A 25,890-nucleotide genomic window follows, 5' to 3' on the forward strand; every position below is an offset into this window, starting at 1 on the left:
ATGTCTCTGAGCTTGTGATAGTATTCACAAGCGTAGAGCAAAGTTCGATTTGACTCCCGGAGCGCCGATGCAGGCCAACGACGTGCGAATCCTTCGCAACGCCGCAATCCCCACCGGCGCGGTCGGCGTGATCGCCGCCCTCGTCTCCTGGATGCTCGCCGGATACAAGGGCGCCCTCGGCGCCGGCATCGGCATCCTCGTCGTGATGCTCTTCTTCACGATCAGCCTCGTCGCCGTGACCTACGCCGGCCGCATCTCGCCCGCGATGATGGCGGCCGCCGCGCTGACCACCTACATCGTGAAGATCGTCGGCCTCGGCCTGCTCGCGGCCTCCTTCGCCGACACCACGCTGTGGGCCCCCGCCGCGCTCGGCTGGGCCGTCATCGCCGGTACCCTCGTGTGGACCATGGCCGAGGCCATCGGGTTCATGAAGTCGAAGCGGACCATCCTCGAGGGCGGCCCCGAGTCGCTGCCCGAGTGGGCGCGCAAGGCCGCGCAGGCCAAGGGGGCCCAATATGACTAGTCCCGGCCCGGCCTGCTATCGTCTGCCCCGCGAGGAGCGAGCGGGATCCATGCCCGAAAACGTGGCCCCGCCCTTTGGGCTGGGCTCACCCCGATACGCAGACATTGTGCGGTCGGTGGGCTCCGTACGACGTCCCGTCTGGCTGGCTCGCGATCGCTTCCTACCCTGCCGCCACCCTGGGCTGAATTGCGAGCAATCGCCCAGATCCCCGTTGACCGACACTGGAGGGAACGCCGCGTGAGCGCGCTGACGGTCCTGGCCACCTCGCCCGGAGGCGGAGAGTTCCACGCTCCTGGGCTCGAGCTCTTCCAATGGGACTCCTTCGCCGGGGAGGGCGGCCCCACCTGGTTCGCCAAGCCCGCGCTGCTGGCGTCGCTGGGCGTGCTCATCCTCATCGTGGTGGCGTTCGCCTCCTTCGCCAAGCCGAAGATGGTGCCGCGCGGCGTCCAGGGCATCGGCGAGCTGGGCTACCTGTTCGTCCGCGACCAGATCGCGCGCCCCTTCCTGGGCAAGGACGCGGACCGGTTCATGCCGTTCCTGTTCTCGCTCTTCTTCTTCGTCTGGATCATGAACCTCTTCGGTGTCATCCCGGTGGCGCAGCTTCCGGTGACCTCGCGGATGGCCTTCCCGGCGGTCCTGGCGCTCATGGTCTACGTGATGTTCCTGTACTACGGGATCAAGACCCAGGGCTTCGGCGGTTTCCTGAAGAACATGACGGTCCCGCCGGGCCTGCCCAAGTGGGTCTACATCATGGCGACGCCGATCGAGTTCCTCTCGACCTTCATCCTCCGGCCGTTCACCCACGCGGTGCGACTCATGGGCAACATGCTGGCCGGCCACATCCTGCTCGCGCTGTTCTCGGTCGTCGCCTACCACTTCCTGGTGGAGCAGCTCACCCCGCTGGGCGCCCCCGTCGGCGTCCTGGGCGTCGTCATGACGATCGTGTTCACCGCGTTCGAGATGTTCATCCAGTTCCTGCAGGCCTACGTGTTCGCCTTCCTCGCCTCGATGTTCCTCGGCGAGGCGCTGCACCCGGCCCACTGATCCACGACCCACCAAGAAGCTCCCGGTGGGAAACCCCACCGGCCACCCAGAAAAGGAAGCAGAAATGGTCCTCGCTGAGGTCTTCGGCAACGTCTCCGCGATCGGCTACGGCCTCTCGGCCATCGGCCCCGGCATCGGCGTCGGCATCGTGTTCGGTCAGGGTGTGCAGGCCATCGCCCGCCAGCCGGAGATGTACAACATCCTCCGTCAGAACATGATCCTCGGCTTCGTGTTCGCCGAGGCGCTGGCCATCATCGGCATCGTCATGCCGTTCGTCTACCCGAACACCGGCTTCAACGGCTGACGTTCGCTTTCTGACTGACGGAAGGCTGCAACCATGATCACAGCAGCTTCGCTGCTCGCCGCTCCCAAGGAGGAGACCTTCAATCCTCTCCTCCCGGATCTCGGTGAGCTGATCTTCGGCGGTGTCGCGTTCATCGTCGTTCTCCTCGTCGTCGGCAAGCTCCTCACCCCGCGTATCCAGAAGACGCTCGAGGACCGCGCGGACGCCATCGAGGGTGGCCTCAAGCGGGCCGAGGACGCCCAGGCCGAGGCGCAGCGCACGCTCGCGCAGTACCGCGAGCAGCTCGCCGAGGCGCGTCACGAGGCCGCGCGGCTCCGTGAGGAGGCGCGCGAGCAGGGCGCCCAGATCAAGGCCGAGCTCCGCGAGGAGGCGCAGGCCGAGGCCCGCCGCCTCATCGAGGCCGCGCACGCCCAGATCGAGGCCGACCGCCAGCAGGCGATGAGCCAGCTCCGCGGGGAGATCGGCCGCCTCTCCACCGACCTCGCGAGCCGGATCGTCGGCGAGTCCCTCGAGGACGAGGCGCGCCAGCGCCGCATCGTCGACCGGTTCCTTGACGAGCTGGAGAGCAGCAACACGCAGGCGGTCCGCTGATGATGCGGGGCGCCAGCCGCACGGCCTACGACGAGGTCGCGGCACAGTTCGACGAGGTGGCCGCCTCGGTCGAGCCGGGCGAGCTGTTCGAGGTCGTGGCCCTGCTCGACCGTGAGCACGGGCTGCGCCGTACGGTCTCCGACCCGGCTCGCCCGGCGGAGCAGAAGACGCAGATCGTGCGGGTCCTGCTCGAGGGCAAGGTGTCCGCGGCGACGCTCCGCGTCGTCGAGGCCGCCGTGGCCGTCAGGTGGGGCCGCAGCGGGGACCTGGGCGACACGCTCGAGCGCCTCGCGGTCTACGCGGCCGCCGACCGGGCGGACGCCGCCGGGCAGCTCGACGACCTGGAGGACGAGCTCTTCCGGTTCGGCCGCCTCATCGAGAGCAACCCGGAGCTGCGCAGCACGCTCGGCAACCCGGCGCTGCCGGCCGAGGGCAAGCGGGCCCTGCTGGCCCAGCTTCTCTCGGGCAAGGCCACGCCCGCCACGATCGCCCTGGTCAGCGAGGCGGCGACGCGCGCGCGGGGACGTAGCCTGGACAAGGGACTGGACCAGTTCGGCCAGTGGGTCGCGCAGCGCAAGCAGCGCCTGGTCGCCGTGGTGCGCAGCGCCGTGGCGCTGACCGAGGAGCAGAAGGCGCGCATCGGCGCCTGGCTCCGGGGCACCTACGGCCGTGAGGTCCACCTCAACATCGAAGTGGACCCGCAGGTCCTCGGTGGTTTCTCCGTCCGCGTGGGCGACGAGATCATCGACACGACCATCGCGGGCCGCATGGAAGAAGTCCGCCGACGCCTCGCCGGCTAGTACGCACGGGCCGGTCGGGAAAGTAATCAAGGAGACGGAGAGAAGACGAAGATGGCGGAGCTGACGATCCGGCCGGACGAGATCCGGGACGCGCTTGAGCGCTTCGTCCAGGCGTACGAGCCGGAAGGCGCCGCGCGCGAGGAGATCGGGACCGTCGTCGACTGTGGCGACGGCATCGCCCATGTCTCCGGCCTTCCCTCGGCGATGGCGAACGAGCTGCTGGAGTTCGAGGACGGCACGCGCGGCATGGCGCTGAACCTCGACACCCGGGAGATCGGTGTCGTTATCCTGGGCGACTTCAGCAAGATCGAGGAGGGCCAGACGGTCCGCCGCACGGGCGAGGTCCTGTCCGTGCCGGTCGGCGACGGCTTCCTCGGTCGCGTGATCGACCCCCTCGGCGAGCCCCTGGACGGCAAGGGCCCGATCGAGACCACCGAGCGCCGCGCGCTCGAGCTGCAGGCCCCCTCGGTCGTGCAGCGCCAGTCCGTGCGCGAGCCGCTCCAGACCGGCCTCAAGGCGATCGACGCGATGACGCCGATCGGCCGTGGCCAGCGCCAGCTCATCATCGGCGACCGCGGCACCGGCAAGACGGCCATCGCCGTGGACACCATCCTCAACCAGCGCGAGAACTGGCTGTCCGGCGACCCGAAGAAGCAGGTCCGCTGCATCTACGTCGCCGTCGGCCAGAAGGGCTCGACGATCGCGCAGGTGCGGGCCCGCCTCGAGGAGGCGGGCGCGATGGAGTACACCACCATCGTGGCCGCGCCGGCGTCCGACCCCGCCGGTTACAAGTACATCGCCCCCTACACCGGCTCGGCCATCGGCCAGCACTGGATGTACCAGGGCAAGCACGTCCTCATCGTCTTCGACGACCTGTCGAAGCAGGCCGACGCCTACCGCGCCGTCTCGCTGCTGCTGCGCCGCCCGCCGGGCCGCGAGGCGTTCCCCGGTGACGTCTTCTACCTCCACTCCCGCCTGCTGGAGCGCTGCGCCAAGCTCTCCGACGACATGGGCGCGGGCTCGATGACCGGCCTGCCGATCATCGAGACCAAGGGCAACGACGTCTCGGCGTTCATCCCGACCAACGTCATCTCCATCACCGACGGCCAGTGCTTCCTGGAGACCGACCTCTTCAACCAGGGCGTGCGGCCGGCCATCAACGTCGGTATCTCCGTCTCCCGAGTCGGCGGTTCGGCGCAGATCAAGGCCATGCGCAAGGTCGCCGGTAACCTGAAGCTCTCCCTGTCGCAGTACCGCGACCTGGAGGCCTTCGCCTCGTTCGCCTCCGACCTGGACGCGGCCTCCCGCGCCCAGCTCGAGCGCGGCGCCCGCCTGATCGAGCTCCTCAAGCAGCCGCAGTACAGCCCGTTCCCGGCCGAGAAGCAGGTCATCTCGGTGTGGGCCGGCACCACCGGCGAGCTGGACGAGGTCCCGATCGAGGACGTCCGCCGCTTCGAGGCCGAGTTCCTGGACTACGTCTCCCGGGACCACAAGGGCATCCTGGACGGCATCCGCGAGACCGGCGAGCTCCCGGACGACGCGATCACCTCCCTCAAGGACGCGATCACGGAGTTCAAGAAGGGCTTCCAGACGTCCGCGGGCGAGCTGCTGGTCCAGGACGAGCCGGTCGAGGCGCTCGACAAGAGCGAGGTCGGCCAGGAGAAGATCGTCCGCAACGTCCCCAAGGCCGAGAAGAAGTAGCGCATGGGAGCCCAGCTAAGGCTGCTGCGGCGGCGGGTCTCGGCGGTCAAGTCGATCGCCAAGGTCACGCGCGCCCAGGAGCTCATCGCCTCCTCCCGCATCATGAAGGCGCAGCAGCGGGTCGCCGCCGCCGTGCCGTACGAGCGGGAGATCACGCGAGCGGTGACCGCCGTGCTGAGCAACAGCGCGTCGGTCGACCACCCGCTGACAGCGACCGTGGAGAACCCGACCCGTGCCGCGGTGCTGGTCGTCACCTCCGACCGGGGCTTCTGCGGCGGCTTCAACGCCGCCGTGCTCCGGGAGACCGAGGCGCTCGCGGGCCTGCTGCGCGGCGAGGGCATCGAGCCGACCCCCTTCGTCACCGGCCGTAAGGGCCTGGCGTGGCACCGGTTCCGGGGCCGCGAGATGGGCGGCGAGTGGGACGGCTTCTCGGACAACCCCGCCTACGCGGACGCCAAGCGCATCGCGGAGACGCTGATCGAGGCGTTCCGCAAGCCGGCGGACGAGGGCGGCGTGGACGAGATCCACATCGTCTACACCCAGTTCATCTCGATGCTGACGCAGAAGGTCCAGGTCACCCGGGTCCTTCCGCTGCAGGTCGAGGAGGCCGAGGTGGAGTCGAGCGAGGTGCCTCCGTACTACGAGTTCGAGCCCTCGGCCGAGGCCGTGCTGAACGAGCTGCTGCCGCGCTACGTCGAGTCCCGCATCTACAACGCGCTGCTGCAGTCGGCCGCCTCGGAGCTGGCCGCCCGCCGCCGCGCGATGAAGTCCGCGACCGACAACGCCAACGAGATGATCGACGTCCTGACCCGGGAGATGAACCAGGCCCGGCAGGCGGAGATCACCCAGGAAATCAGTGAGATCGTCGGCGGCGCCAACGCGCTCGCGGACGCCTCCGCGGGGAAAGAGTGAGATTCCATAAATGACTGCTGAGACCGTAGCCACGGGCACGGGCCGCGTCGCCCGTGTCACCGGCCCCGTCGTCGACGTGGAGTTCCCCGTCGAGGCGATGCCGGACATCTACAACGCCCTCAACGTCGACGTCACGCTCGGCGGCGAGGCCAAGACGCTGACCCTCGAGGTCGCCCAGCACATCGGCGACAACATGGTCCGCGCCATCTCCATGCAGCCCACGGACGGCCTCGTCCGCGGCGCCGCCGTGACCGACACCGGCGGCCCCATCACCGTGCCGGTCGGCGACGTCGTCAAGGGCCACGTCTTCAACGCGCTCGGTGAGCCGCTGGACGTGCCCAAGGGGTCGCTGCAGGTCACCGAGCGGTGGGGCATCCACCGCCCGTCGCCGGCGTTCGACCAGCTCGAGTCCCGGTCCGAGATCCTGCCCACCGGCATCAAGGTCATCGACCTGCTCACGCCGTACGTCAAGGGCGGGAAGATCGGCCTGTTCGGCGGCGCCGGCGTCGGCAAGACCGTCCTGATCCAGGAGATGATCCGCCGCGTCGCGCTGAAGTTCTCGGGCACCTCGGTGTTCGCGGGCGTCGGCGAGCGCACCCGTGAGGGCAACGACCTCTGGGTCGAGATGGAGGAGGCGGGCGTCCTCAAGGACACCGCCCTGGTCTTCGGCCAGATGGACGAGCCGCCGGGCACCCGTCTGCGCGTGGCCCTGTCCGCGCTGACCATGGCGGAGTACTTCCGCGACGTCGAGAAGCGGGACGTGCTCCTGTTCATCGACAACATCTTCCGGTTCACCCAGGCCGGTTCCGAGGTGTCCACCCTGCTCGGCCGTATGCCGTCCGCGGTGGGTTACCAGCCGACCCTGGCCGACGAGATGGGTGTGCTCCAGGAGCGCATCACCTCGACCCGCGGTCACTCGATCACCTCCATGCAGGCGATCTACGTCCCCGCGGACGACATCACCGACCCGGCGCCGCACAACGCGTTCGCGCACCTCGACGCCACCACGGTTCTGTCGCGGCCGATCTCGGAGAAGGGCATCTACCCCGCGGTGGACCCGCTCGACTCCACCTCGCGGATCCTCGACCCGCAGATCATCGGCGAGGAGCACTACGCGGTCGCCCAGGAGACCAAGCGGATTCTGCAGAAGTACAAGGAGCTGCAGGACATCATCGCGATTCTGGGCATCGACGAGCTCTCCGAAGAGGACAAGGTCACGGTCAACCGGGCCCGCCGCATCGAGCGCTTCCTGTCGCACCCGATGTACGCGGCCGAGGCGTTCACCGGCCAGCCCGGTGAGTTCGTGCCGATGGACGAGACGATCGCCTCGTTCAAGGGCCTGTGCGCCGGTGACTACGACCACCTGCCCGAGCAGGCGTTCTTCATGGTCGGCGGCATCGAGCAGGCCGAGGCGAAGGCCAAGGAACTGGCCCGCTGACCTGATCCACTGAGGCAGCCGGTACGGCTCGCGCCCGCGTGAGCCGTACCGCTACCCAAGGGAAGGAACGAGAGAAGTGGCAAAGCTGCGAGTCGGCGTCGTCTCGCCCGAGCGCGAGGTGTGGACCGGCGAGGCCGACATGGTGGTCGCCAAGACCATCGACGGTGAGATCGGCATCATGCCGAACGCCGCGCCCGTGCTCGGCGTGCTCGTCGAGGGCGGCGTGCTCCGGCTGAAGGGCACCGACCGCGGTGACTTCGCCGCCGCGGTGCACGGGGGCTTCCTGGCGTGCTCCGGCGACGAGGTCTCGATCCTGGCCGAGCGCGCCGAGCTCGGCGAGGAGGTCGACGTGCAGCGTGCGCGCGACGCCCTCCAGCGGGCCGAGGAGTCCCAGGCGTCCGGCGAGTCGGGCGAGGAGTACGTCGCCCGCGCCGCGCGCGCCAGGGCCCGTCTCCGCGCCGCCGGCGAAGACGTCTGATCACCCGAGCGTCGACGAGAAGGGCGCGGCTCTCCCTGCGGAGAGCCGCGCCCTTCCCGTTTCCCGCCCCTGCCGCTCCCGGCGGGTCAGGCGCGGGAGCCGCCCGGCCTCCAGAGGACCTCGTTGCCGTCGGCGGCGACGCGGCAGAGGATGAAGAGCAGGTCCGAGAGCCGGTTGAGGTACTTCGCCGTCAGCGGGTTCATGGTGTCGCCGTGGGCCTCCAGGGCGGCCCAGGCGGTGCGCTCGGCGCGGCGGACCACCGTGCGGGCGACGTGCAGCAGGGCCGCGCCCGGGGTGCCGCCGGGCAGGACGAAGCTGCGCAGCGGCGTGAGGCGCTGGTTGAAGACGTCGCACTGCTCCTCCAGCCAGGAGATGTACGACTCGTCCACGCGCAGCGGCGGGAACTCGGGGTTCTCGACGACGGGGGCGCACAGGTCGGCGCCGACGTCGAACAGTTCGTTCTGGACCCGCCCCAGGACCTCGACGACGTCCTCCGGCAGCCCGCCCATCGTGATCGCGACGCCGATGGCGCTGTTGGCCTCGTCGGTGTCGGCGTAGGCGGCCAGGCGCGGGTCGGTCTTGCGGGTCCGGCTCATGTCGCCGAGCGCGGTGGTGCCGTCGTCGCCGGTCTTGGTGTAGATGTGGGAGAGGACGACCGGTTTGTCCTTGTCGGCTCGAGTCATCTGACCAGCGTAACGGGACGCCGGATTCCCTTCCGAATCACCATATGGCATCGTGTGAACACGAGAGGTCATCTCGGAAGGCCACCTGACAGCCGGGGGAGGCCCGCGTGGCGAAGGTCACGAGGTCTCGCGCGATCAAGCGCGTCCGCCGCCCCGCTTCCAGGTAAGTGCCGCCGGTCGTGAAGGTCCCGCTCCGCCGCGCGCAGCGCCGGTGGGCGGTGCCCGTCGCCCGGCGGCATGGGCACGCCCGGCGGGTCATCGGGGGTCCGCCGCGCCGCCATAGTGAAACGGGTCCCGGCCCATCACCCGGGACCCGTCCCCCCGAGCGGCCGGACCCGCCCGCCTTCCCGGTGATCGCGCGCTTCCCGGCGACCGCGTGTCCTCGGGGTGTTCGCGCCCCTTCCCGGCGCTCGGGTGCCACCCTCGCCCTCTGCCGCACGCGATCGCCCCGGCGCCCGCGCGGGGCCGCCCGCGTGGCCGTACGGCGGACGCGGGCCGTACGGCCGGGCGGAGGCGGCCCGGTGGCCGTACGGGGAGAGGGGCCCGGCGGGTACTTACGCGGGAAGTTACCCGCGAGTAGAATTCGCGTCGGGAGGCGCGGATGGGATCCAGGCCCTGGCTCATGCGGACCTACGCGGGACACTCCTCGGCTCGCGCGTCCAACGCGCTCTATCGCGCGAACCTGGACAAGGGGCAGACGGGGCTCTCGGTGGCCTTCGACCTGCCCACGCAGACGGGGTACGACCCGGATCACGAGCTCGCGGCGGGTGAGGTGGGACGGGTCGGCGTGCCGGTGGCGCACCTGGGGGACATGCGCGAGCTGTTCGACGGCATCCCGCTCGACCGGATGAACACCTCGATGACGATCAACGCGCCCGCGCTGTGGATGCTGGCGCTCTACCTGGTGGCGGCCGAGGAACGGGGGATCGACCCGCGGGCGCTGGCCGGGACCACGCAGAACGACATCATCAAGGAATACCTCTCACGGGGCACGCACGTGTTCCCGCCGGAGCCCTCGCTGCGGCTGACCGCCGACCTCGTGGCGTACGCCGTGGAACGCCTGCCCGCCTGGAACCCGATCAACGTCTGCTCGTACCACCTGCAGGAGGCCGGGGCCACGCCCGTGCAGGAGATCGCGTTCACGCTCAGCGCCGCCACCGCCGTCCTCGACGCCGTGGCGGCGCGGGTCCCGGCCGAGCGGATGCCGTCCGTCGTCGGCCGCATGTCGTTCTTCGTGAACGCGGGCGTGCGGTTCGTCGAGGAGATGTGCAAGATGCGGGCGTTCACCCGGTTGTGGGATGAACTGACCCGCGAGCGGTACGGCGTGGCCGACGCGCGGCTGCGCCGGTTCAGGTACGGCGTGCAGGTGAACTCACTCGGCCTGACCGAGGCGCAGCCGGAGAACAACGTGCAGCGGATCACGCTGGAGATGCTGGGCGTGACGTTGTCCGCGCACGCCCGCGCCCGCGCGATCCAGCTCCCTGCCTGGAACGAGGCGCTGGGGCTGCCGCGCCCGTGGGACCAGCAGTGGTCGCTGCGCGTCCAGCAGGTCCTCGCCTACGAGACCGACCTGCTGGAGTACGGCGACCTGTTCGACGGCTCCCACGTGGTCGAGGCCAAGGTCGCGGAGCTGTGCGCGGCGGCGCGGGCGGAGATGGCGCGGGTCGGCGCGCTGGGCGGCCCGGTGGCCGCCGTGGAGTACATGAAGGGCGAGCTGGTCGCCGCCCACGCCGAGCGCCGCCGCCGCGTCGAGTCGGGGGAGCAGGTCGTCGTCGGCGTCAACGCGTTCACCACCACCGAGCCGTCGCCGCTGGCCGCCGCCGGGGCCGTCCACGCGCCGGACCCGTCCGCCGAGGCACGGGCCGTCGCGGCCGTACGCCGGTGGCGGGCGCGGCGCGACGCGGGAGCCGTGGCGGCGGCGCTGGCGCGGCTGCGCGCGGAGGCGGGCGACCCTGAGGTCAACCTCATGCCGGCCACGCTGGAGTGCGCCCGCGCGGGCGTGACGACGGGGGAGTGGGCCGGGACGCTGCGCGAGGTCTTCGGGGAGTACCGCGCGCCCACGGGCCTGGCCCGGGTGGCCCCGGCGGACTCGTCCGTGCGCGGCCTCGTGCGGGCCAAGGCGGCCGAGCGCGGCGGCCGGTTGCGCCTGCTGATCGCCAAGCCCGGCCTCGACGGCCACTCCAACGGGGCCGAGCAGATCGCGGTCGCGGCGCGGGACGCCGGGTTCGAGGTCGTCTACGCGGGCATCCGGCTCACGCCCGCCCAGATCGTCGCCGCGGCCGTCGCCGAGGACGTGGACTGCGTGGGCGTCTCGATCCTGTCCGGTTCGCACCGCGAGCTCGTCCCCCGCGTCGTCGAGGGGCTGCGCGAGGCCGGGGCCGGGGACGTCCCGGTCGTGGTCGGCGGCATCATCCCGCCAGGGGACGCCGCCGAGCTTCTCGCCGGGGGCGTCGCGGCCGTCTTCACCCCGAAGGACTACGACGTGTCCCGCATCCTCCGCGAGATCGTGGAACTGCTCTGAGCCGCGCGCGCAGGGGATTGATCTGATCGTTCCCTGAATGAGTCTTGTCCGTTTCGTCGGATTCCTACTCTCGTCCCACCCCGAGCAAGGAGTCCGTCAAGGTCATGACCACCCCCGTTCCCCCTGGCCCGCCGTACGGCGGCCCTCTCCAAGCCCAGGGTGGTCACCCTTGGGCCCCGCCTCCCGGGCCCCGGCTCCGGTCGCTGCGCGGGATCTCCCTGGCCGCCTCGCTCGCGCTGCTGGGCGTGATGATCGCGATGGTCGGCTGGCTGTTCGGGGCGCGGGCGAACGCCGAGGCGCTGGGCGGCGCCCAGCGGCGCTCCAGGCCGTGGCTCGTCCTCGGCTGGATCGTGCCCGTCGTCTGGTTCTGGTTCCCCTACCAGGTCGTCGCCGACCTGTGGACGGCCGAGGAGACCGGCCGCCCCCGGCCCGGGCTGGGTCTCGTCCGGGTCTGGTGGGCCTCCTACCTCGTCTGGTTCGCCGCGACGGTCTGGGGCGGCTACGCCTCGTTCGCGGGCGTCGAGGACGAGTTCGAGCAGATCTTCGCCGGCTTCGGCGGCCTCATCTGGTTCACCGTGCCGGGCCTGGTCACCGGCGCGCTGCTGATCCCGATCGTGCTCGGCCTGGCCAGGCGGCACCGCCTGCGCCTCAACCCCGCCGCCCCGGCGCCGGTGGCCGGCTGACGCGCCGGCTCGTCCCGTACGGCTCCCGCGCGCCCTCCCGAGGTGGCGGGCGGGAGCCGTACGGCATGAGCCCGGCGCGGGCCGCGCGGCGCGGGCCGGTCAGGCGGCGATGGCGTTGCGGAAGATGTGGGTGGCGACGGTGACCAGGCGCTCGGGGGCCGGCGGGTTCTCGGACATGGCCCACTCGATCAGGAGCTCCTGGATCACGCCGATGAGGCCGATGGCGAGCAGGTGCAGGTCCGGGAGGGACCGCTGCCGGAGGAGGTCTCCCACGTTGTCCTCCAGCAGGGTGACGAACTCGTCCACGACGGCGCGGCGGGTGTCGTGCAGCGGCAGGCCCGCCCGCCGTACCTCCAAATGCGCGATCTTGGCGCGGCGCTCGTCCTCGGTCATATAACCGATGTAGGTCGCGACCCCGGTCTCGATCAGATCCTCAGGAACGCGCCGGGCCTCCTTGAGCCGCTGGCTGACGAGTGTGTAGGCGTCGTTCATGCAGCGCTCGTACACCGCCTTCATGAGCTCCTCGCGGTTGGCGAAGCACTCATAGAAGGCGCGATTGGAGATTTTGGCGTACGCGCAGAGCTTCTCGATCGTGGTGCCGGAAAACCCATTGGCGGAAAACAGCTCGAAGGCGGCCGCGAAAAGGCGCTCTCTCCGGTCCGCCGAACGCTGTTCGGCCGTCATCCCCCGGTAAGGCCGTCCCGTGGTCATGTTGCCCCCATATGCGGCTTTTGGCGTAAGTGCCACCATTATGGGGACAAGATCGTTTGATGACCAGAGTTAAGCGACGCTTTGTCGGGAAAAGATCCCCTCTCGCCCGCTTTAGTCCATGTGACATAGCACTATCGGCGGCTTCGCCCGTGGAGGAGAGTGGCGAACTTGACGAGGCGGTCAAGTTCTTGTTGCGTTCGGGTAAAGCTGGTCGGCTTCATTCCGGGAATCGCGAATCGCCGCCGCGAGATCGCCTTCGCGCGCGAGAACTCACGCAGCCCGTCCGGCCCGTGAATACGGCCGAAGCCCGACGCGCCGACCCCGCCGAACGGCAGCGCCGGGATCATCGCGAACGAGATCACGGAGTTGATCGCGGTCATTCCCGTGCGCAGCCGCCGCGCCAGGTCCATCGCCCGCCGCGCGCTCCCGGAGAAGACCGTGCTGCCGAGGCCGTACGAGCTGGAGTTCGCCTTCTCCAGCGCCTCGTCCAGCGACGCCACCCGGGTCACGGTGATCGTCGGCCCGAAGGTCTCCTCGCGCACCGCCGCCGAGTCCTCGGGCACGTCCACGAGCACGACCGGGTCCACGAAGGGCTCCCGCACCGACTCCCTGCCGCCGACGACCGCCCGGCCGCCCCTGTCGAGCGCGTCGTCGATGTGCCGCCTGATGATGTCCACCTGCTGCGGCATCGTGATCGGCCCGTACGGCGCGTCCTCCGCCTCGCCGGGCCTGACCTGCGCGGTCAGTGACTTCAGCTCGTTGACGAACCGGTCGTACACCGAGTCCAGGACGTACACCCGCTCGACGCCCACGCATGTCTGCCCGGCGTTGGACATCGCGCCCCAGACGGCGGCCTCGGCGGCGTCGCGCACGTCGGCGTCGGAGTCCACGATCAGGGCGTCCTTGCCGCCGCATTCGGCGACGAGCGGCGTCAGGTTCTCCGCGCACGCCTTCATGACCCGCTTCGCCGTGGCCGTGGAACCGGTGAACGCGATCTTCGCGACCCCGGGGGAGCCGGCCAGCGCCGCCCCGGTCTCGCCGAGCCCGGTCACCACCTGCAGCACCGGCTGCTCCGGCACCACCTCGGCGAACAGTTCGGCGCAGAGCACCCCGACCCCGGGCGTCAGCTCCGAGGGCTTGAACACCACCGCGTTCCCCGCCGCCAGCGCGTAGACGTAGGACCCGACGGGCGTGAACACCGGGTAGTTCCACGGCCCGATCACGCCGACCACGCCCAGCGGGTGGTACTCCACGGTCGCCGCCATGTTGAACGCGACCAGCCCGGACGACACCCGGCGCCGCCGCAGCACCTTCTCGGCGTTCCTGGCCGCCCAGTCCGTGTGCGTGACGGCCATGATCACTTCGAGTACGGCGTCGCCCATGGGCTTGCCGGTCTCGTCGCGGATCTTCCGGGCCACCCGCGTCGCGTTCCGCATGAGCAGGCTCTTGAACGCAATGAGGCGGCGCCGCCGTTCGGCCCACCCGAGGGCGGCCCACCACCTGGCCGCCTCGGCGGCGCGGGCGATCGCGGCCTCCACGGCCTCGGCGTCGTGAACGGGATAGGTCCCGACCACCTCTCCGGTGGCGGGATTGAGGGAGTCGAAGGTGCGGGCACGCTCAGGGCTGACGGTCGTCATGGCAGAACCTCCTTCTGTCCGTAGTAAACCATCCATTACTACGGACGGCCCGGCCGTCCGCACCGGGGTCCGCCGCGCCCGCCCCGCCACCGCCGTACGGCCGGCCGCGCCCCACCACGTCGTACGGCGGAGCCGGGGCGCAGCCGCACGGCAGGGCCGGCCGGACGCCGTGGCACGGCGGGGCCGGCCGGACGCCGGCGCACGGCGGGACCGACCGGGCGCCGACGCACGGCGGGACCGGCGTGACGTCGTCGTACGCCGGGCCGGGGCGGTGCGGGCGCGGGCCGTACTAGAAGAGCGTGGGGTTGTCCGGCTCGATGCCGCGGAGCGCGTGGTAGTCGAGGGTGACGCAGTCGATGCCGCGGTCGGTGGCGAGGACGCGGGCCTGCGGCTTGATCTCCTGCGCGGCGAAGACGCCCTTGACCGGGGCCAGGAGCGGATCGCGGTTGAGGAGCTCCAGATACCGCGTGAGCTGCTCGACGCCGTCGATCTCGCCGCGGCGCTTGATCTCCACGGCGACCGTCGCGCCGGCGTGGTCGCGGCAGAGGATGTCCACCGGGCCGATGGCGGTGGGGTACTCGCGGCGGATCAGCGTCCAGCCGTCGCCGAGGGTGGTGATGTGCTCGGCCAGCAGTTCCTGGAGGTGGGCCTCGACGCCGTCCTTCTGGAGACCGGGGTCGATCCCCAGCTCGTGGGTGGAGTCGTGGAGGATCTCCTCGATGGTGAGGATCAGCTTCTCACCGGTCTTGCCGTGGGTGACGGTCCAGGTGGAGCCGTCCTCCTTGACCTTGCACGGCGGGTTCATCCAGTTGAGCGGCTTGAACGCCCGGTCGTCGGCGTGAATGCTGACGGACCCGTCGGCCTTGAAGAGGATGAGCCGCGGCGCCATGGGCAGGTGCGCGGTGAGCCGCCCGACGTAATCCACGCTGCAGCGAGCGATGACCAGACGCATGGACAGACAGCCTAGTGGCCCGCGCGAGCGCGGGCGGGCCACGTACGTAGAGCGACCGGCTTGAAACCTGGCGTGAAGGAGCGAGTCGGATGGCGTTCCGGTCAGGGCAAAGGGGGCTGGATGCGGCTCGTGATGATAACTATTTTCATTTTCGAGCTACCTGATGTGGTAGTCCTGCCGATCCGAAGGAGCCGAACGCAGATGTCGCTCAGCGTCCCCAGCGCCCTGCTCGAGAAGGCCCAGCGCGGACCCGTCGACGAGGCCGAGTTCGTCGCGTGCGTGCGTGACTCTCTTCCCTACGCCTGGAACGTCATCTCGGGACTCGTCTCCCGGCTCAACGACGACAAGGAGGCGGAGTACGCGGACAACCACGTTCCCCCGCCCGACGAGGCCGCCCGCGGCCAGCTCCTGCGGCTGCTCGCCAGCGACTCGATGCGCGCCGCCGTGGAGCGCCACTTCGGCGTGAAGCTGGCCTTCCAGAACTGCCACCGGGTGGCGGTGTTCGAGCCCGAGGCCGCGGCCGGCGACACGTACCGGGAGTTCGTGTCGCCGCGAGGTCAGCTCCTCAACCAGTCCCCCGAATTCGTCAACTGCTGATGACCCGGCCGGGCCCGCACCCGGCCTGACCCCCGATCCGCGGGGGAGGGGTCCGTGCACCCACCCTCTCCCGCGACGGTGCACGCGGGGGAGGGGCCGTGCACCCACCCTCCCCCGCGAACACCCCGCCCGCCCCGCCCGATCCGGGAGGCCGTGCTACCGGCCGGTACCCGCATGGCCCGAGAGCGCGGGTTTCTGCGAAACTTACCTCCATGAAACGACAGGTCGGAGTGGTCGGACTGGGAACCATGGGGGCCGGGATCGCGGAGGTCTTCGCCCGCGCCGGCCTCGACGTGATCGGGGTAGAGGCCGACCCCGCCGCCCTGGAGCGGGGCCGGGGGCATCTGGAGGCGTCCACGGGCAAGGCCGTGTCCCGGGGCAAGCTCACCGAGGAGGCCCGCGAGGAGATCCTCGGGCGGGTGACCTTCACCACCGACCTGCGCGACCTGGCCGGGGCCGGGCTCGTGGTCGAGGCGATCCCCGAGGTCATGGACCTCAAGCGGCGCCTGTTCGAGGACCTGGACCGCCTCTGCGGGCCCGAGACCATCCTGGCCACCAACACCTCCTCCCTGTCGGTCACGGCGATCGCCGCCACCACCGCCCGCCCCGAGAAGGTCGTGGGCCTGCACTTCTTCAACCCCGCGCCGATCATGCGGCTGGTCGAGGTGATCCGCACCGTCACCACGGCGCCCGAGACCGTCGAGGCCGTCACCGCGCTCGCCCGCGACCTGGGCAAGACCGTGGTCTCGGTGGGCGACCGCGCCGGGTTCGTGGTCAACCGGCTGCTGCTGGGCTACCTCAACCACGCCGCCGTGCTGCTCGACTCCGGCCTCGCCGGCCGCGACGACATCGACGCCGCCATGAAGCTGGGCGCGGGGCTGCCGATGGGGCCGTTCACGCTGCTCGACCTGATCGGCCTCGACACCTCCTACGAGGTCGTCGAGGTGCTGTTCCGCGAGAGCCGCGACCGCCGCCACGCGCCCGCCCCGCTGCTGCGCGAGATGGTCAGCGCGGGACTGCTGGGCCGCAAGTCCGGCCGCGGCTTCTACGACTACTCCGCCTCCGGCACGGCCGAGCCGGAGGCCCCCGTGTCGGAGGTCACGCGGGTGGGCGTCGTCGGCTCCGGCGCGCAGGCGCGGACGCTGGTGGCCGAGCTGGCGCGGGCCGGATACGACGTGGCGTTCGCCGCGCGCGGCCGTACCGAGATCGACGAGGCGCTGGCGGCGCTGGGGCTGGACGACGAGGCCGCCAAGCGGGTCACGGGCGTCACCGAGATCGCCGAGCTGGCCGGGGCCGGGATCCTGATCGAGGCGGTCACCGACGAGCGCACGCTGGAGCGGGCCGTCTTCTCCTCGCTGGACGAGATCGCCGGGCCGGACACCGTGCTCGCCACCACCGCGGCGAGCACGCCGGTCATCGAGCTCACCGCCGGGCTGACCCACCCCGGGCAGGTCGTGGGCCTGCACCTCGTGGGCGACGGCGTGGCCGAGATCGCCTCCACCGTGGTCACCTCGCCCGAGGCCGCGCGCGCCGTCCACGCGCTGGCCGAGCGCATGGGCCGGCGCGCGGCACACTGCCGGGACCGGGCCGGGTTCGTGGTGAACGCGCTGCTGTACCCCTACCTGAACGACGCCGTGCGGATGTACGAGTCGGGGTACGCCTCGATGGAGGACATCGACGCGGCGATGCGGCTGGGCTGCGGCTACCCCGCGGGCCCGTTCGAGACGCTCGACGCGATCGGCCTGGCGGCGGTCCGCGACGGGCTGCGCGCGCTCTACGCGGAGTACCGCGAGCCGGCCTACGCGCCCGCGCCGCTGCTCGACCAGCTCGTGACCGCCGGTGTGACCAGCATCAGGGCCTTCGGCCGTACGGCATGAGCCCCCGCAGGATGCGCCGGTCGCCGGAGGAACGGCCGGAGCCGCGGGTATACGGCACCGAACGCGTGGAGGAGTGGTCCGACGGCGAGTGGGTCGTGCGCTCGCTCACCGGGTCCGCCTCGGGGAAGGCCTACCGCTGCCCCGGCTGCGACCAGGAGATCCGGCCGGGCACGCCGCACACCGTGAGCTGGCCCAACTGGGCCGGAGGTGAGGCGGAGCGGCGGCACTGGCACAATCCTTGCTGGCGCAACCGCCTCCGCCTCGGGCCGGGCCGCAGCCGCTACTAGCTGGGGAAGGGACGTCATGGAGATCAGGGCTTCCACGGTGCTGCCCGCCGACCGGGAGCAGATCACCCTGCACACGGCCGACGGGCTGTCGCTCGTCGGCGAGCTGGCGCTGCCCCAGGGACGCCCGCCGGTGGCCACGATGGTGTGCCTGCACCCGCTGCCCACGCACGGCGGCATGATGGACAGCCACGTCTTCCGCAAGGCGTCCTACCGGCTCCCCGCCCTGGCCGACCTGGCGGTGCTGCGCTTCAACACGCGCGGCACGTCGTCCGAGCGGGGCACGTCCGAGGGCGCGTTCGAGGAGGGCGAGGGCGAGCGGCACGACGTCGCCGCCGCGCTGGAGTACGCCGAGTTCCACGACCTGCCGCGGATCTGGCTGGTGGGCTGGTCGTTCGGGACCGAGCTGGCGCTGCGCTGGGGGCGCGACCCGGCGATCGAGGGCGCCATCCTGCTGTCGCCGCCGCTGCACCGGGCCGGGGACGACGACCTGCGGGCCTGGGCCGAGTTCGGCAAGCCGCTGATCGCGCTGGTGCCCGAGTTCGACGACTACCTGCGCCCGGCCGAGGCGCGGGAGCGGTTCGCGCTGGTGCCGCACGCCGAGCTGGTCGCGGTGGAGGGGGCCAAGCACCTGTGGGTGGGGGAGCCCGCGGTGCGCGTCGTGCTCAACGAGATCGTCAAGCGACTGAACCCGGCCGCCTACCCCCTGGAGACCACCTATGCGCAGCCCGTTTGACCTGTCCGGCAGGAAGGCCCTGATCACCGGGGCCTCGCGCGGGATCGGCCGCGCCATCGCGGTCGCCTTCGCCGAGGCCGGGGCCGACGTCGCGCTCGTGGCGCGCACGGCCGAGGCCCTGGAGGAGACGGCGGCGGCGGTGCGCGTGTTCGGGCGCGAGGCCGTCGTGCTCCCGTGCGACGTGACGGAGCGGGAGGCGGTGGGCCTGACCTGCGCCGCCGCCGTCGAGGCCCTCGGGCACGTGGACGTGGTGGTCAACAACGCCGGCGGCACGAGGTTCCTGTCCACGTTCGCCGACACGCGGCTGTCGGGGTGGGACAAGACGATGGCGCTCAACCTCGACTCGGCGATGGCGGTGTGCCACGCGCTCGCGCCGCACCTGTTCTCGCGGGGCGACGCCGCGGTCATCAACGTCGCGTCCACGGCCGCGTTCGGCGCCCCGTTCGTCTCGTCGTACGCCGCGGCCAAGGGCGCCCTGATCGCGCTGACCAAGTCCCTCGCCCTGGAATGGGCCGCCGACGGCGTCCGCGTCAACGCCCTGTGCCCGGGCTGGACCGCCACCGACCTCAACCGGCCGCTGTGGTCGGACCCGCAGACCTCCGCCTCGACGATCGCGAACGTCCCCCTCGGCCGCTGGGGCACCCCGGAGGAGATGGCCGCCCCCGCGGTCTTCCTCGCCAGCCGCGCCTCCTCGTACATGACGGGCCAGGTCCTCGTGGTGGACGGCGGCCAGACCACCGCCTCCTGACCCGCGCCGCCTCCGCCCGCCTCCACGCCCCGTCTTCCCGGCGCCGATCACGCGGTTTCGGGCGCGCCGGGGGCTTGCGACCGCGTCCTCGGCGCGAGGGGTGGTGGATTTATCCGGAATTCTCTGGAGAAGTCAAGGGGTGGAAAGGTCCCGGTCAAGGGTTACGGTGAGGAGCGTGCAGCTCTACTCGCGAACGGTCGGATCCGGGACCCCCGTCGTGCTGCTGCATGCCTTTCCGCTGTCATCGGCGATGTGGCTCGCCCAGCGGGAAGGGCTGGCGGCCTCGTGCCAGGTGATCACGCCTGACCTGCGCGGCTTCGGCGGGTCCCGGCTGGGCGACGACGAACCCTCCATTGACCACATGGCCGACGACGTGGCCGCGCTCCTGGACGCCGAGGGCGTCCCCCGCGCGGTCGTGGGCGGGCAGTCGCTGGGCGCGCACGTCGCCCTGGCCCTGGCCGCCCGGCATCCCGCCAAGGTCGCCGGGCTGATCCTGTCCGGCGCCACCGCCGAACCCGACCCGCCCGAGGCCCGGGAGGAGCGGGAACGGCTGGCCCAGGCCGTACTCGACAAGGGGTCGGCCGTGCTGCTGGACGAATACCTCCCGAGACTGCTCGGGCGGACGACGCGTCAGCGGCGGGCCCTGGTGCAGGGGCGGGTGCGCGGGCTGGTGCAGGCGGCGCCCCCCGGCGCGGTGGCGTGGGCGCTGCGGGCGCTCGCGGCGCGGCCGGGATACGCCGACGTGCTGCGCGGGCTGGGCGTGCCGGTGCTGGTCCTGACCGGCGACGAGGACGCCGCGACGCCCGAAGGGGCCGCGCGGGAACTGGCCGGCCTGGCCTCCGACGGCCGGCTCACCGTGATCGAGAAGGCCGGGCAGCTCAGCGCGGTCGAGCAGCCCGAACTCTTCAACCAGGCGGTCGAGGGCTTCCTCAAGCACATCGAGTGACCGCGAGCGGATCCGGTGATCGCGAGCGCATCGAGCGATCGCGGGCGCATCGAGCGATCGCGAGTGGACCGGGTGACCGCGAGCGGAGCCGGTGACCACGCCCGCCCGGCGCGCCGGGCGGGGCCTCAGGCCGCGTCCTGGCGGGGGATGACGACCTCGCGGAGGATGAGCACGATCGCGGCGGCGATGGGGATCGCCAGCAGGGCCCCCAGGATGCCCAGCAGCGCGCCCCCGACCAGCGCCGCGATCACCGTGAGCGCCGGGGCGACGTCCACCGAGCGCTTCATCACCCGCGGATAGATCACGTAGTTCTCGACCTGCTGGTACACCAGGAAGAAGATCGCGCACGCGATGCCCAGCGGCGCCGACTGGAGGAACCCGACCGCCGTCACCATGACCGCGCCCAGCGTCGCGCCGACCATCGGGATCAGGTCCATGATCGCGACCAGCAGCGCGAGCGCCAGCGCGTACTTCGCCCCCGCGATGAGCAGGAACGCGTACGACACCACGCCCGCGATGACCGAGATGAGCACGTTCCCGCCGACGTATCCGCCGATCCCGTCGAGGATCTGGTCCCCGATCAGCGCCGTGCGGCGGCGCCGGCTGCGCGGCACCAGGCGCAGGCCGTACTGCTTGATCATCGGCAGCGAGCCGAGGAAGTACAGCGTGAGCACCAGCACGGTGAACACCGAGAACACCGCGTCCAGCACCACCGCGCCCACGCCCAGGATCCCGCCGGCGACCTTCGTGCCCAGGTCGCCGCTGGCCAGGTAGGACTCGACGCGCTTGAGGATCTCGTAGTCGGCGTCGAGGCGCTTGAGCGTCTCGTTGTTCCGCAGGTCGGTGAGGTGCCCGGGCACGGACTCGATCAACTGCGTCGCCTCGGTGGTGACCGGCGGGACGATCGCCAGCCCGAAGACCACGAAGAACCCGATCACCCCGGTGAACACGATCGAGATCGACCAGCGCCGGGGGATGCGCCGCCGCTGCAGCCGCTCGACCACCGGGTTCAGGCCGACGGCCAGGAACATCGACACGACGATCAGCATCAGCACGCCCGCCGCCTTGGCGAGCGACTGCACCAGCAGCCACGCGGTGAAGACCCCGAGCGCGCCCGTCAGCCCGAACAGGAACGGGCTGCGCGCGAACGGCTTACCCGGCTCCCCGAACAGCCGCGGCGCCTCGTCCCGCTCCTGATCCCGTACGCCGGGGGAGCCCTCCCCGGTGCCGGCCCCCTCGTCCGGTACGGCGCCGCCGCCGGGCCCGGGCCCCGCGGTCTCGGGGGAGGTGGCGGGCTCAGGCCGTACGGAAGCGTGATCGGGGGCGTGATCAGGGGCGGGGGTGGCGCCGGTTTCCACAGACACGAGAAGAGCCTAGGGCCTTGATCGCCCCAGGCTCTCCTCGATTACCCGAATGCCCCGAGTGTCGCTCTCGTCAGGAGACGTGCCGTGTGGTTACTCCTGCCACCACTCCGAGTCGTCGTCCTTCTTGTCGTTCGCCTTGGCGGCCGGAGCGGCGGCGGCCGGCTGCTTGTCCGGGCCGCTCGCGGGGAGGGCCGGCTTGGGCGGGGCCGCGGTGACCGGCGCGGGCGCGGGCTCGGGGTCCATGCCCGGCAGCGCGGCGCCGCCGAGGAGCTGGCGGAGCTGGGCGAGGTGGCTGGTGATGCTGTCCCGCTGGCGGGTCAGGTCGTCCACCTGGCGCTGCGCGGCCGTGCGGGTGCGCTCGGCCTCGGCGCGGGCCTCGGTGAGGATGTGCTCGGCCTGCGCCTTGGCCTCGCCGAGCACCTGGTCGGCGTTCTTGCGGGCGTTGGCCAGGAGCTGCTTGGCGTGCGTGTCGGCCTCGCGGCGGGTCTGCTCGGCCTGCGCGGTGGCCTTGGTGGCCCGCTGCTCGGCGGTGGCGGCCCGCTGCTCGGCCTCGGCGACGAGCTTCTGGGTCGCGGCCTGGGCGGTGGCGTGGCGCTCGGCCTCCTGCCGCTCGGCCTCCTCGCGGCGCTGCGCGAGCTGGATCTCGAACTCGGCCTCGGCCTGCGCCCGCTGCGCCTCGCTCTCCTCCAGCACCCGCTGGGCCTGCGCCCGCATCTCGTCGGCCTGGCGCTTGGCGGTGGTGAGCACCTCGTCGCGCTCGCGCTTGGTCGAGGCGCGGAGCTGGGCGACCTCGCGCTCGGTCGTCGTGCGGAGCTTGGCGATCTCCCGCTCGGCGCCGGCGCGCTTCTCGGCCACCTCGTGGTCGGCGGCGGCGCGGAGCTTGGCGACCTCGCGCTCGGTGGTCGAGGTCAGCTCGTCGGCCTCGCGCTTGGCGGTCGAGCGGATCTCCTCGGCCTCGCGCTCGGCGGCGTTGCGCATGTCATCGGCCTCACGCGTGGCGATGGCACGCTTCTCGGCCGCCTCGTTCTCGGCGTTGGCCCGCAGCTCGGCGGCGTCCACCTTGGCCGCGGCCCGGATCTCGTTGGCCTCGGACCGGGCGGCCTGCACGAGCTCGGTGGCCTGCTCCTCGGCGAGGCGGAGAAGCTGCTCGATGCGCGCGCCGAGGCCGGAGTAGGTGGGCCGCTCCTGCTCCTGGAGCTGCCGGTGGGAGTCCGACAGGTCGCGCTGCAGCGCCGCGACCTGCTCCCGGGCCTGGCGGATCTCGGTATCGAGCTGCTTGAGGTGGTCATCGACCTGGTGCCGGTCGTAGCCGCGGAGCACCACGTCGAACTCCCGGGGGGGAGTGTCTTCGAAGAAGTTGCTGAGCTGGGCGTCGATGTCGGACTGCATGAGGCTCGATCCTGGGTTGACGAGACGGCTACGCGTGAGGGACTGGGGCTGGAGTTACCGAAAGCGCGAGCCCTGGAGGGGCACATCCGGTGCTAGGCAGCGTACTCCGCTGATGCCGTGTTGGAGGCTCCTATTGGCTTCCTGCGTGGCTTGTCGCGAATATGTAGTTGTGGGGGCTCACCATGCGATCTTCGCAGAATCGGCCCCCATCAGGTCAAGACTCCTCAGGGGCCGCCTGGACGAGTTCTGTCAGGACGCCGCCCATGTCCTTGGGGTGCAGGAACGCGATCGAGGAGTTCATGGAACCGTGGCGCGGGCGCTCGTCGATCAGCCGGATGCCCTCCCCGCCGATCGTCCGGAGCGCGTCCTCCACGTCGGGGACCCCGAACGCCACGTGGTGCACCCCCTCGCCGCGCTTGGCCAGGAACTTGCCGACCGGGGTGTCGGGTCCCAGCGGCTCCAGGAGCTGGATGTAGGACCCGCCGCCGGGCGCGTCGGCGATGTGCAGCATGGCCTCCTTGACGCCCTGCTCCTCGTTGACCTCCCGGCTCACCACGCGCAGGCCGAACTTCGACTCGTAGAAGGCGATCTTCTCCTCGATGTCGTGGCAGGCGATGCCCACGTGATCGATGCGCAGAAACATCCGCTGTCTCCTCTCGCTCGTAGTCGTGGTCGCCGCCGGGAGCCCTCCGGCGGGATCCGGGTCCGCTGTGGGTATGTTGGCAAACGTCGCCGTTGCTTGTGTCAGGGAGGCCCCGAGAATGTCCGGTTCCGTCATCGTCGCCGGTGCCCGCACCCCCATCGGAAAGCTCCTCGGAGCGCTTTCCGGTCATTCCGCCGTGGACCTCGGCGCCGTCGCCATCAAGGCCGCCCTCGAGCGCGCGGGCGTGGCGCCGGACCAGGTGCAGTACGTCATCATGGGCCAGGTGCTCCAGGCCGGGGCGGGCCAGATCCCCTCGCGCCAGGCCGCGGTCAAGGCGGGCATCCCGATGACCGTCCCGAGCATCACGATCAACAAGGTGTGCCTGTCCGGCCTGGACGCGATCGCGATGGCGGACCAGCTCATCCGCGCGGGCGAGTTCGACATCGTGGTCGCCGGCGGCATGGAGTCGATGACGAACGCCCCGCACCTCCTGCCCGGCCTGCGCAAGGGCGTCAAGTACGGCGCCGCCGAGATCCTCGACTCCATGGCGTACGACGGCCTGTTCTGCGCGTTCGAGAAGCGCGCGATGGGCGAGTCCACCGACCACTACAACGCCCGCCTGGGGATCGGCCGCGCCGAGCAGGACGTGTTCTCGGCCCGCTCCCACAGGCTCGCGGCGGAGGCGATCAAGAACGGCGTGTTCGACGACGAGATCGTCCCGGTCGAGATCCCGCAGCGCAAGGGCGACCCGCTGCTGTTCGCCACCGACGAGGGCGTGCGCGCGGAGACCACCGCCGAGGTGCTGGCCAAGCTGCGCCCGGCGTTCGGCCCCGACGGCACGATCACCGCGGGCTCGGCCTCCCAGATCTCCGACGGCGCGTGCGCGGTCGTGGTGATGTCCAAGGCCAAGGCCGAGGAGCTGGGCCTGCCGTACCTCGCGGAGATCGGCGCGCACGGCAACGTCGCCGGGCCCGACGCCAGCCTCCAGTCCCAGCCGGCGAACGCGATCAAGCACGCCCTGGCCAAGGACGGCCTGACCGTGGACGACCTGGACCTGATCGAGATCAACGAGGCGTTCGCCAGCGTCGTCCTCCACTCCGTCAAGGAGCTGGGCGTGGACATCGAGAAGGTCAACGTCAACGGCGGCGCGGTCGCGCTCGGCCACCCGATCGGCGCCTCCGGCGCCCGCATCGTGCTCACCCTCGCCCACGAGCTCAAGCGGCGCGGCGGCGGCGTGGGCGCGGCGGGCCTGTGCGGCGGCGGCGGCCAGGGCGACGCCCTCATCCTGCGCGTGGGCTGATGGACGTCGCAGACCTCGTCGAACGCGCGAGGCGGGGCCACCCCCGGGCGGTGGCCCGCCTCATCTCCCTGGTGGAGGACGCCTCGCCGGAGCTCCGCGAGGTGATGGCGGCGCTGGCGCCGCACACGGGCAGGGCCCGCGTGATCGGCCTGACCGGCTCGCCCGGCGTGGGCAAGTCCACGACCACGGCGATGCTGGTCCGGGCGCTGCGCGGGCAGGGCCGGCGGGTCGGGGTGCTCGCCGTGGACCCGTCCTCGCCCTTCACCGGCGGGGCGCTCCTGGGCGACCGGGTGCGCATGCAGGACCACGCCACCGACGACGGCGTCTTCATCCGCTCGATGGCCAGCCGGGGGCACCTCGGCGGCCTCGCGTGGGCGACCCCGCAGGCCCTCCGCGTGCTGGACGCGGCGGGCTGCGAGGTGATCCTCGTCGAGACGGTGGGCGTGGGCCAGGCCGAGGTGGACATCGCGGGCCTGGCCGACACGACGCTCGTGCTGGTCGCGCCGGGGATGGGCGACAGCATCCAGGCCGCCAAGGCGGGCATCCTGGAGATCGCGGACGTGTTCGTGGTGAACAAGGCCGACCGCGAGGGGGCCCAGTCCACGGTCCGCGACCTGCGGAACATGGTCGCGCTGGCCACGCGGGACTGGAAGCCGGCCATCGTGCCGACCGTGGCCGCGCGCAACGAGGGCGCGGACGACCTGGTCCAGGCCCTCGACAAGCATCAGGCCTGGCTGGAGGAGTCGGGCGAGCTCCAGCGCCGCCGCCTGGCGCGGGTGCGCGACGAGATCGAGGCCATCGCCCTCACGTCGCTCCGGGTGGACCTCCGCGACGACGGCCGCCTGGACACCCTCGCCGACCGGGTCCTGGCGGGCTCCCTCGACCCCTACACGGCGGCCGACGAGCTCCTGGCCTGACTCCTGGCCTGACCTCCGCCCGCCGTACGGCTCCCGCGGGCCTTCCCGGGAGCCGTACGGCGGGCGCGGCCGTCTCTCCCGCCCCTCGGGTGGCCCCGTAGCCCCCGGGGG

Annotated in this window: 26 protein-coding genes; 19 read left to right on the forward strand and 7 right to left on the reverse strand. The window is 71.5% G+C overall.

Features of this window, described 5'->3' with window-relative positions; all coding sequences use genetic code 11:
• Window positions 1-67: 67 nt before the first annotated feature.
• The 9 genes from D5H75_RS29770 (at window position 68) to D5H75_RS29810 (ending at window position 7,791) form a co-directional block, all read left to right on the forward strand.
• Window positions 68-523, forward strand: a complete 456-nt coding sequence (locus tag D5H75_RS29770) for a Cg1360 family ATP-synthase-associated protein (RefSeq protein ID WP_202638626.1) — start codon at window positions 68-70, stop codon at window positions 521-523.
• Window positions 524-760: 237 nt separating this feature from the next.
• A complete protein-coding gene (gene atpB / locus D5H75_RS29775; RefSeq protein ID WP_119929881.1) occupies window positions 761-1,567 on the forward strand; it encodes a F0F1 ATP synthase subunit A in 807 nt (268 codons plus the stop codon).
• A 64-nt stretch (window positions 1,568-1,631) separates the two neighbouring features.
• Window positions 1,632-1,871, forward strand: a complete 240-nt coding sequence (gene atpE / locus D5H75_RS29780) for an ATP synthase F0 subunit C (protein ID WP_119929882.1) — start codon at window positions 1,632-1,634, stop codon at window positions 1,869-1,871.
• A 33-nt stretch (window positions 1,872-1,904) separates the two neighbouring features.
• A complete protein-coding gene (locus D5H75_RS29785; protein WP_119929883.1) occupies window positions 1,905-2,462 on the forward strand; it encodes a F0F1 ATP synthase subunit B in 558 nt (185 codons plus the stop codon).
• A gap of 2 nt (window positions 2,463-2,464) precedes the next feature.
• On the forward strand, window positions 2,465-3,262 hold the full coding sequence (locus D5H75_RS29790; protein ID WP_119929956.1) for a F0F1 ATP synthase subunit delta: 798 nt from the start codon (window positions 2,465-2,467) through the stop codon (window positions 3,260-3,262).
• 51 nt (window positions 3,263-3,313) lie between these two features.
• Complete coding sequence (gene atpA, locus D5H75_RS29795) at window positions 3,314-4,963, forward strand: F0F1 ATP synthase subunit alpha (protein WP_119929884.1); 1,650 nt, start codon at window positions 3,314-3,316, stop codon at window positions 4,961-4,963.
• Window positions 4,964-4,966: 3 nt separating this feature from the next.
• Window positions 4,967-5,875, forward strand: a complete 909-nt coding sequence (locus D5H75_RS29800; RefSeq protein WP_119929885.1) for a F0F1 ATP synthase subunit gamma — start codon at window positions 4,967-4,969, stop codon at window positions 5,873-5,875.
• A gap of 10 nt (window positions 5,876-5,885) precedes the next feature.
• On the forward strand, window positions 5,886-7,313 hold the full coding sequence (gene atpD / locus D5H75_RS29805; RefSeq protein ID WP_119929886.1) for a F0F1 ATP synthase subunit beta: 1,428 nt from the start codon (window positions 5,886-5,888) through the stop codon (window positions 7,311-7,313).
• Between the two features lie 76 nt (window positions 7,314-7,389).
• Window positions 7,390-7,791, forward strand: a complete 402-nt coding sequence (locus tag D5H75_RS29810) for a F0F1 ATP synthase subunit epsilon (RefSeq protein WP_119929887.1) — start codon at window positions 7,390-7,392, stop codon at window positions 7,789-7,791.
• Between the two features lie 86 nt (window positions 7,792-7,877).
• On the opposite strand, the gene D5H75_RS29815 is transcribed toward D5H75_RS29810, so the two are convergent.
• Window positions 7,878-8,474 (reverse strand): cob(I)yrinic acid a,c-diamide adenosyltransferase, encoded by a 597-nt coding sequence (locus tag D5H75_RS29815; protein WP_119929888.1) that lies wholly within the window; start codon window positions 8,472-8,474, stop codon window positions 7,878-7,880.
• Between the two features lie 601 nt (window positions 8,475-9,075).
• Between D5H75_RS29815 and D5H75_RS29820 the strand changes: the two genes are divergently transcribed.
• Window positions 9,076-10,995: a protein meaA gene (locus D5H75_RS29820; protein WP_119929889.1), complete on the forward strand. Its 1,920-nt coding sequence runs from the start codon at window positions 9,076-9,078 to the stop codon at window positions 10,993-10,995.
• A gap of 104 nt (window positions 10,996-11,099) precedes the next feature.
• A complete protein-coding gene (locus D5H75_RS29825) occupies window positions 11,100-11,678 on the forward strand; it encodes a DUF4328 domain-containing protein (RefSeq protein WP_119929890.1) in 579 nt (192 codons plus the stop codon).
• Window positions 11,679-11,777: 99 nt separating this feature from the next.
• Here the strand turns inward: D5H75_RS29825 and D5H75_RS29830 are convergent, their stop codons facing one another.
• From D5H75_RS29830 to nucS, 3 genes are all read right to left on the reverse strand, one after another.
• Window positions 11,778-12,389: a TetR/AcrR family transcriptional regulator gene (locus tag D5H75_RS29830; RefSeq protein ID WP_119929891.1), complete on the reverse strand. Its 612-nt coding sequence runs from the start codon at window positions 12,387-12,389 to the stop codon at window positions 11,778-11,780.
• A 131-nt stretch (window positions 12,390-12,520) separates the two neighbouring features.
• A complete protein-coding gene (locus D5H75_RS29835) occupies window positions 12,521-14,026 on the reverse strand; it encodes an aldehyde dehydrogenase family protein (protein ID WP_119929892.1) in 1,506 nt (501 codons plus the stop codon).
• A gap of 289 nt (window positions 14,027-14,315) precedes the next feature.
• A complete protein-coding gene (gene nucS / locus D5H75_RS29840) occupies window positions 14,316-14,978 on the reverse strand; it encodes an endonuclease NucS (RefSeq protein WP_119929893.1) in 663 nt (220 codons plus the stop codon).
• 201 nt (window positions 14,979-15,179) lie between these two features.
• Between nucS and D5H75_RS29845 the strand changes: the two genes are divergently transcribed.
• The 6 genes from D5H75_RS29845 (at window position 15,180) to D5H75_RS29870 (ending at window position 20,166) form a co-directional block, all read left to right on the forward strand.
• Window positions 15,180-15,575 (forward strand): SCO5389 family protein, encoded by a 396-nt coding sequence (locus D5H75_RS29845; protein ID WP_119929894.1) that lies wholly within the window; start codon window positions 15,180-15,182, stop codon window positions 15,573-15,575.
• Window positions 15,576-15,787: 212 nt separating this feature from the next.
• The gene (locus D5H75_RS29850; RefSeq protein ID WP_119929895.1) at window positions 15,788-17,452 is read left to right on the forward strand and encodes a 3-hydroxyacyl-CoA dehydrogenase family protein; all 1,665 of its coding nucleotides are present in this window, start codon (window positions 15,788-15,790) and stop codon (window positions 17,450-17,452) included.
• Window positions 17,449-17,739: an ATP/GTP-binding protein gene (locus D5H75_RS29855; protein WP_119929896.1), complete on the forward strand. Its 291-nt coding sequence runs from the start codon at window positions 17,449-17,451 to the stop codon at window positions 17,737-17,739. The genes D5H75_RS29850 and D5H75_RS29855 overlap by 4 nt, the downstream gene beginning before the upstream one ends.
• Before the next feature lie 16 nt (window positions 17,740-17,755).
• A complete protein-coding gene (locus tag D5H75_RS29860) occupies window positions 17,756-18,472 on the forward strand; it encodes an alpha/beta hydrolase (RefSeq protein WP_119929897.1) in 717 nt (238 codons plus the stop codon).
• Window positions 18,456-19,220: an SDR family NAD(P)-dependent oxidoreductase gene (locus D5H75_RS29865; protein WP_119929898.1), complete on the forward strand. Its 765-nt coding sequence runs from the start codon at window positions 18,456-18,458 to the stop codon at window positions 19,218-19,220. The genes D5H75_RS29860 and D5H75_RS29865 overlap by 17 nt, the downstream gene beginning before the upstream one ends.
• A gap of 175 nt (window positions 19,221-19,395) precedes the next feature.
• Complete coding sequence (locus tag D5H75_RS29870) at window positions 19,396-20,166, forward strand: alpha/beta fold hydrolase (protein ID WP_119929899.1); 771 nt, start codon at window positions 19,396-19,398, stop codon at window positions 20,164-20,166.
• 125 nt (window positions 20,167-20,291) lie between these two features.
• On the opposite strand, the gene D5H75_RS29875 is transcribed toward D5H75_RS29870, so the two are convergent.
• The 3 genes from D5H75_RS29875 to mce all read right to left on the reverse strand — a co-directional run bounded on the left by D5H75_RS29875 (window position 20,292) and on the right by mce (window position 23,562).
• Window positions 20,292-21,530: an AI-2E family transporter gene (locus tag D5H75_RS29875; protein WP_119929900.1), complete on the reverse strand. Its 1,239-nt coding sequence runs from the start codon at window positions 21,528-21,530 to the stop codon at window positions 20,292-20,294.
• Between the two features lie 90 nt (window positions 21,531-21,620).
• Window positions 21,621-22,919 (reverse strand): DivIVA domain-containing protein, encoded by a 1,299-nt coding sequence (locus D5H75_RS29880; protein ID WP_119929901.1) that lies wholly within the window; start codon window positions 22,917-22,919, stop codon window positions 21,621-21,623.
• 214 nt (window positions 22,920-23,133) lie between these two features.
• A complete protein-coding gene (gene mce / locus D5H75_RS29885; RefSeq protein ID WP_119929902.1) occupies window positions 23,134-23,562 on the reverse strand; it encodes a methylmalonyl-CoA epimerase in 429 nt (142 codons plus the stop codon).
• Window positions 23,563-23,680: 118 nt separating this feature from the next.
• On the opposite strand from mce, the gene D5H75_RS29890 reads away from it, so the two are divergent.
• A complete protein-coding gene (locus D5H75_RS29890; RefSeq protein ID WP_119929903.1) occupies window positions 23,681-24,862 on the forward strand; it encodes an acetyl-CoA C-acetyltransferase in 1,182 nt (393 codons plus the stop codon).
• Complete coding sequence (gene meaB, locus D5H75_RS29895; RefSeq protein ID WP_202638627.1) at window positions 24,862-25,779, forward strand: methylmalonyl Co-A mutase-associated GTPase MeaB; 918 nt, start codon at window positions 24,862-24,864, stop codon at window positions 25,777-25,779. Before D5H75_RS29890 ends, meaB begins: the two co-directional genes overlap by 1 nt.
• Window positions 25,780-25,890 lie beyond the last annotated feature (111 nt).

It is taken from the genome of Bailinhaonella thermotolerans, from assembly GCF_003594875.1.
GTDB classification, from domain to species: domain Bacteria; phylum Actinomycetota; class Actinomycetes; order Streptosporangiales; family Streptosporangiaceae; genus Bailinhaonella; species Bailinhaonella thermotolerans.

Coding starts and splice junctions, on each gene's coding strand:
- atpA (WP_119929884.1), top strand. CDS start 3,314: ATGGCGGAGCTGACGATCCGGCCGGACGAGATCCGGGACGCGCTTGAG.
- atpE (WP_119929882.1), top strand. CDS start 1,632: ATGGTCCTCGCTGAGGTCTTCGGCAACGTCTCCGCGATCGGCTACGGC.
- D5H75_RS29835 (WP_119929892.1), bottom strand. CDS start 14,026: ATGACGACCGTCAGCCCTGAGCGTGCCCGCACCTTCGACTCCCTCAAT.
- D5H75_RS29815 (WP_119929888.1), bottom strand. CDS start 8,474: ATGACTCGAGCCGACAAGGACAAACCGGTCGTCCTCTCCCACATCTAC.
- D5H75_RS29855 (WP_119929896.1), top strand. CDS start 17,449: ATGAGCCCCCGCAGGATGCGCCGGTCGCCGGAGGAACGGCCGGAGCCG.
- D5H75_RS29880 (WP_119929901.1), bottom strand. CDS start 22,919: ATGCAGTCCGACATCGACGCCCAGCTCAGCAACTTCTTCGAAGACACT.
- mce (WP_119929902.1), bottom strand. CDS start 23,562: ATGTTTCTGCGCATCGATCACGTGGGCATCGCCTGCCACGACATCGAG.
- D5H75_RS29865 (WP_119929898.1), top strand. CDS start 18,456: ATGCGCAGCCCGTTTGACCTGTCCGGCAGGAAGGCCCTGATCACCGGG.
- atpD (WP_119929886.1), top strand. CDS start 5,886: ATGACTGCTGAGACCGTAGCCACGGGCACGGGCCGCGTCGCCCGTGTC.
- nucS (WP_119929893.1), bottom strand. CDS start 14,978: ATGCGTCTGGTCATCGCTCGCTGCAGCGTGGATTACGTCGGGCGGCTC.
- D5H75_RS29830 (WP_119929891.1), bottom strand. CDS start 12,389: ATGACCACGGGACGGCCTTACCGGGGGATGACGGCCGAACAGCGTTCG.
- meaB (WP_202638627.1), top strand. CDS start 24,862: ATGGACGTCGCAGACCTCGTCGAACGCGCGAGGCGGGGCCACCCCCGG.
- D5H75_RS29845 (WP_119929894.1), top strand. CDS start 15,180: ATGTCGCTCAGCGTCCCCAGCGCCCTGCTCGAGAAGGCCCAGCGCGGA.
- D5H75_RS29800 (WP_119929885.1), top strand. CDS start 4,967: ATGGGAGCCCAGCTAAGGCTGCTGCGGCGGCGGGTCTCGGCGGTCAAG.
- D5H75_RS29770 (WP_202638626.1), top strand. CDS start 68: ATGCAGGCCAACGACGTGCGAATCCTTCGCAACGCCGCAATCCCCACC.
- D5H75_RS29860 (WP_119929897.1), top strand. CDS start 17,756: ATGGAGATCAGGGCTTCCACGGTGCTGCCCGCCGACCGGGAGCAGATC.
- D5H75_RS29890 (WP_119929903.1), top strand. CDS start 23,681: ATGTCCGGTTCCGTCATCGTCGCCGGTGCCCGCACCCCCATCGGAAAG.
- D5H75_RS29825 (WP_119929890.1), top strand. CDS start 11,100: ATGACCACCCCCGTTCCCCCTGGCCCGCCGTACGGCGGCCCTCTCCAA.
- D5H75_RS29790 (WP_119929956.1), top strand. CDS start 2,465: ATGCGGGGCGCCAGCCGCACGGCCTACGACGAGGTCGCGGCACAGTTC.
- D5H75_RS29850 (WP_119929895.1), top strand. CDS start 15,788: ATGAAACGACAGGTCGGAGTGGTCGGACTGGGAACCATGGGGGCCGGG.
- D5H75_RS29785 (WP_119929883.1), top strand. CDS start 1,905: ATGATCACAGCAGCTTCGCTGCTCGCCGCTCCCAAGGAGGAGACCTTC.
- D5H75_RS29820 (WP_119929889.1), top strand. CDS start 9,076: ATGGGATCCAGGCCCTGGCTCATGCGGACCTACGCGGGACACTCCTCG.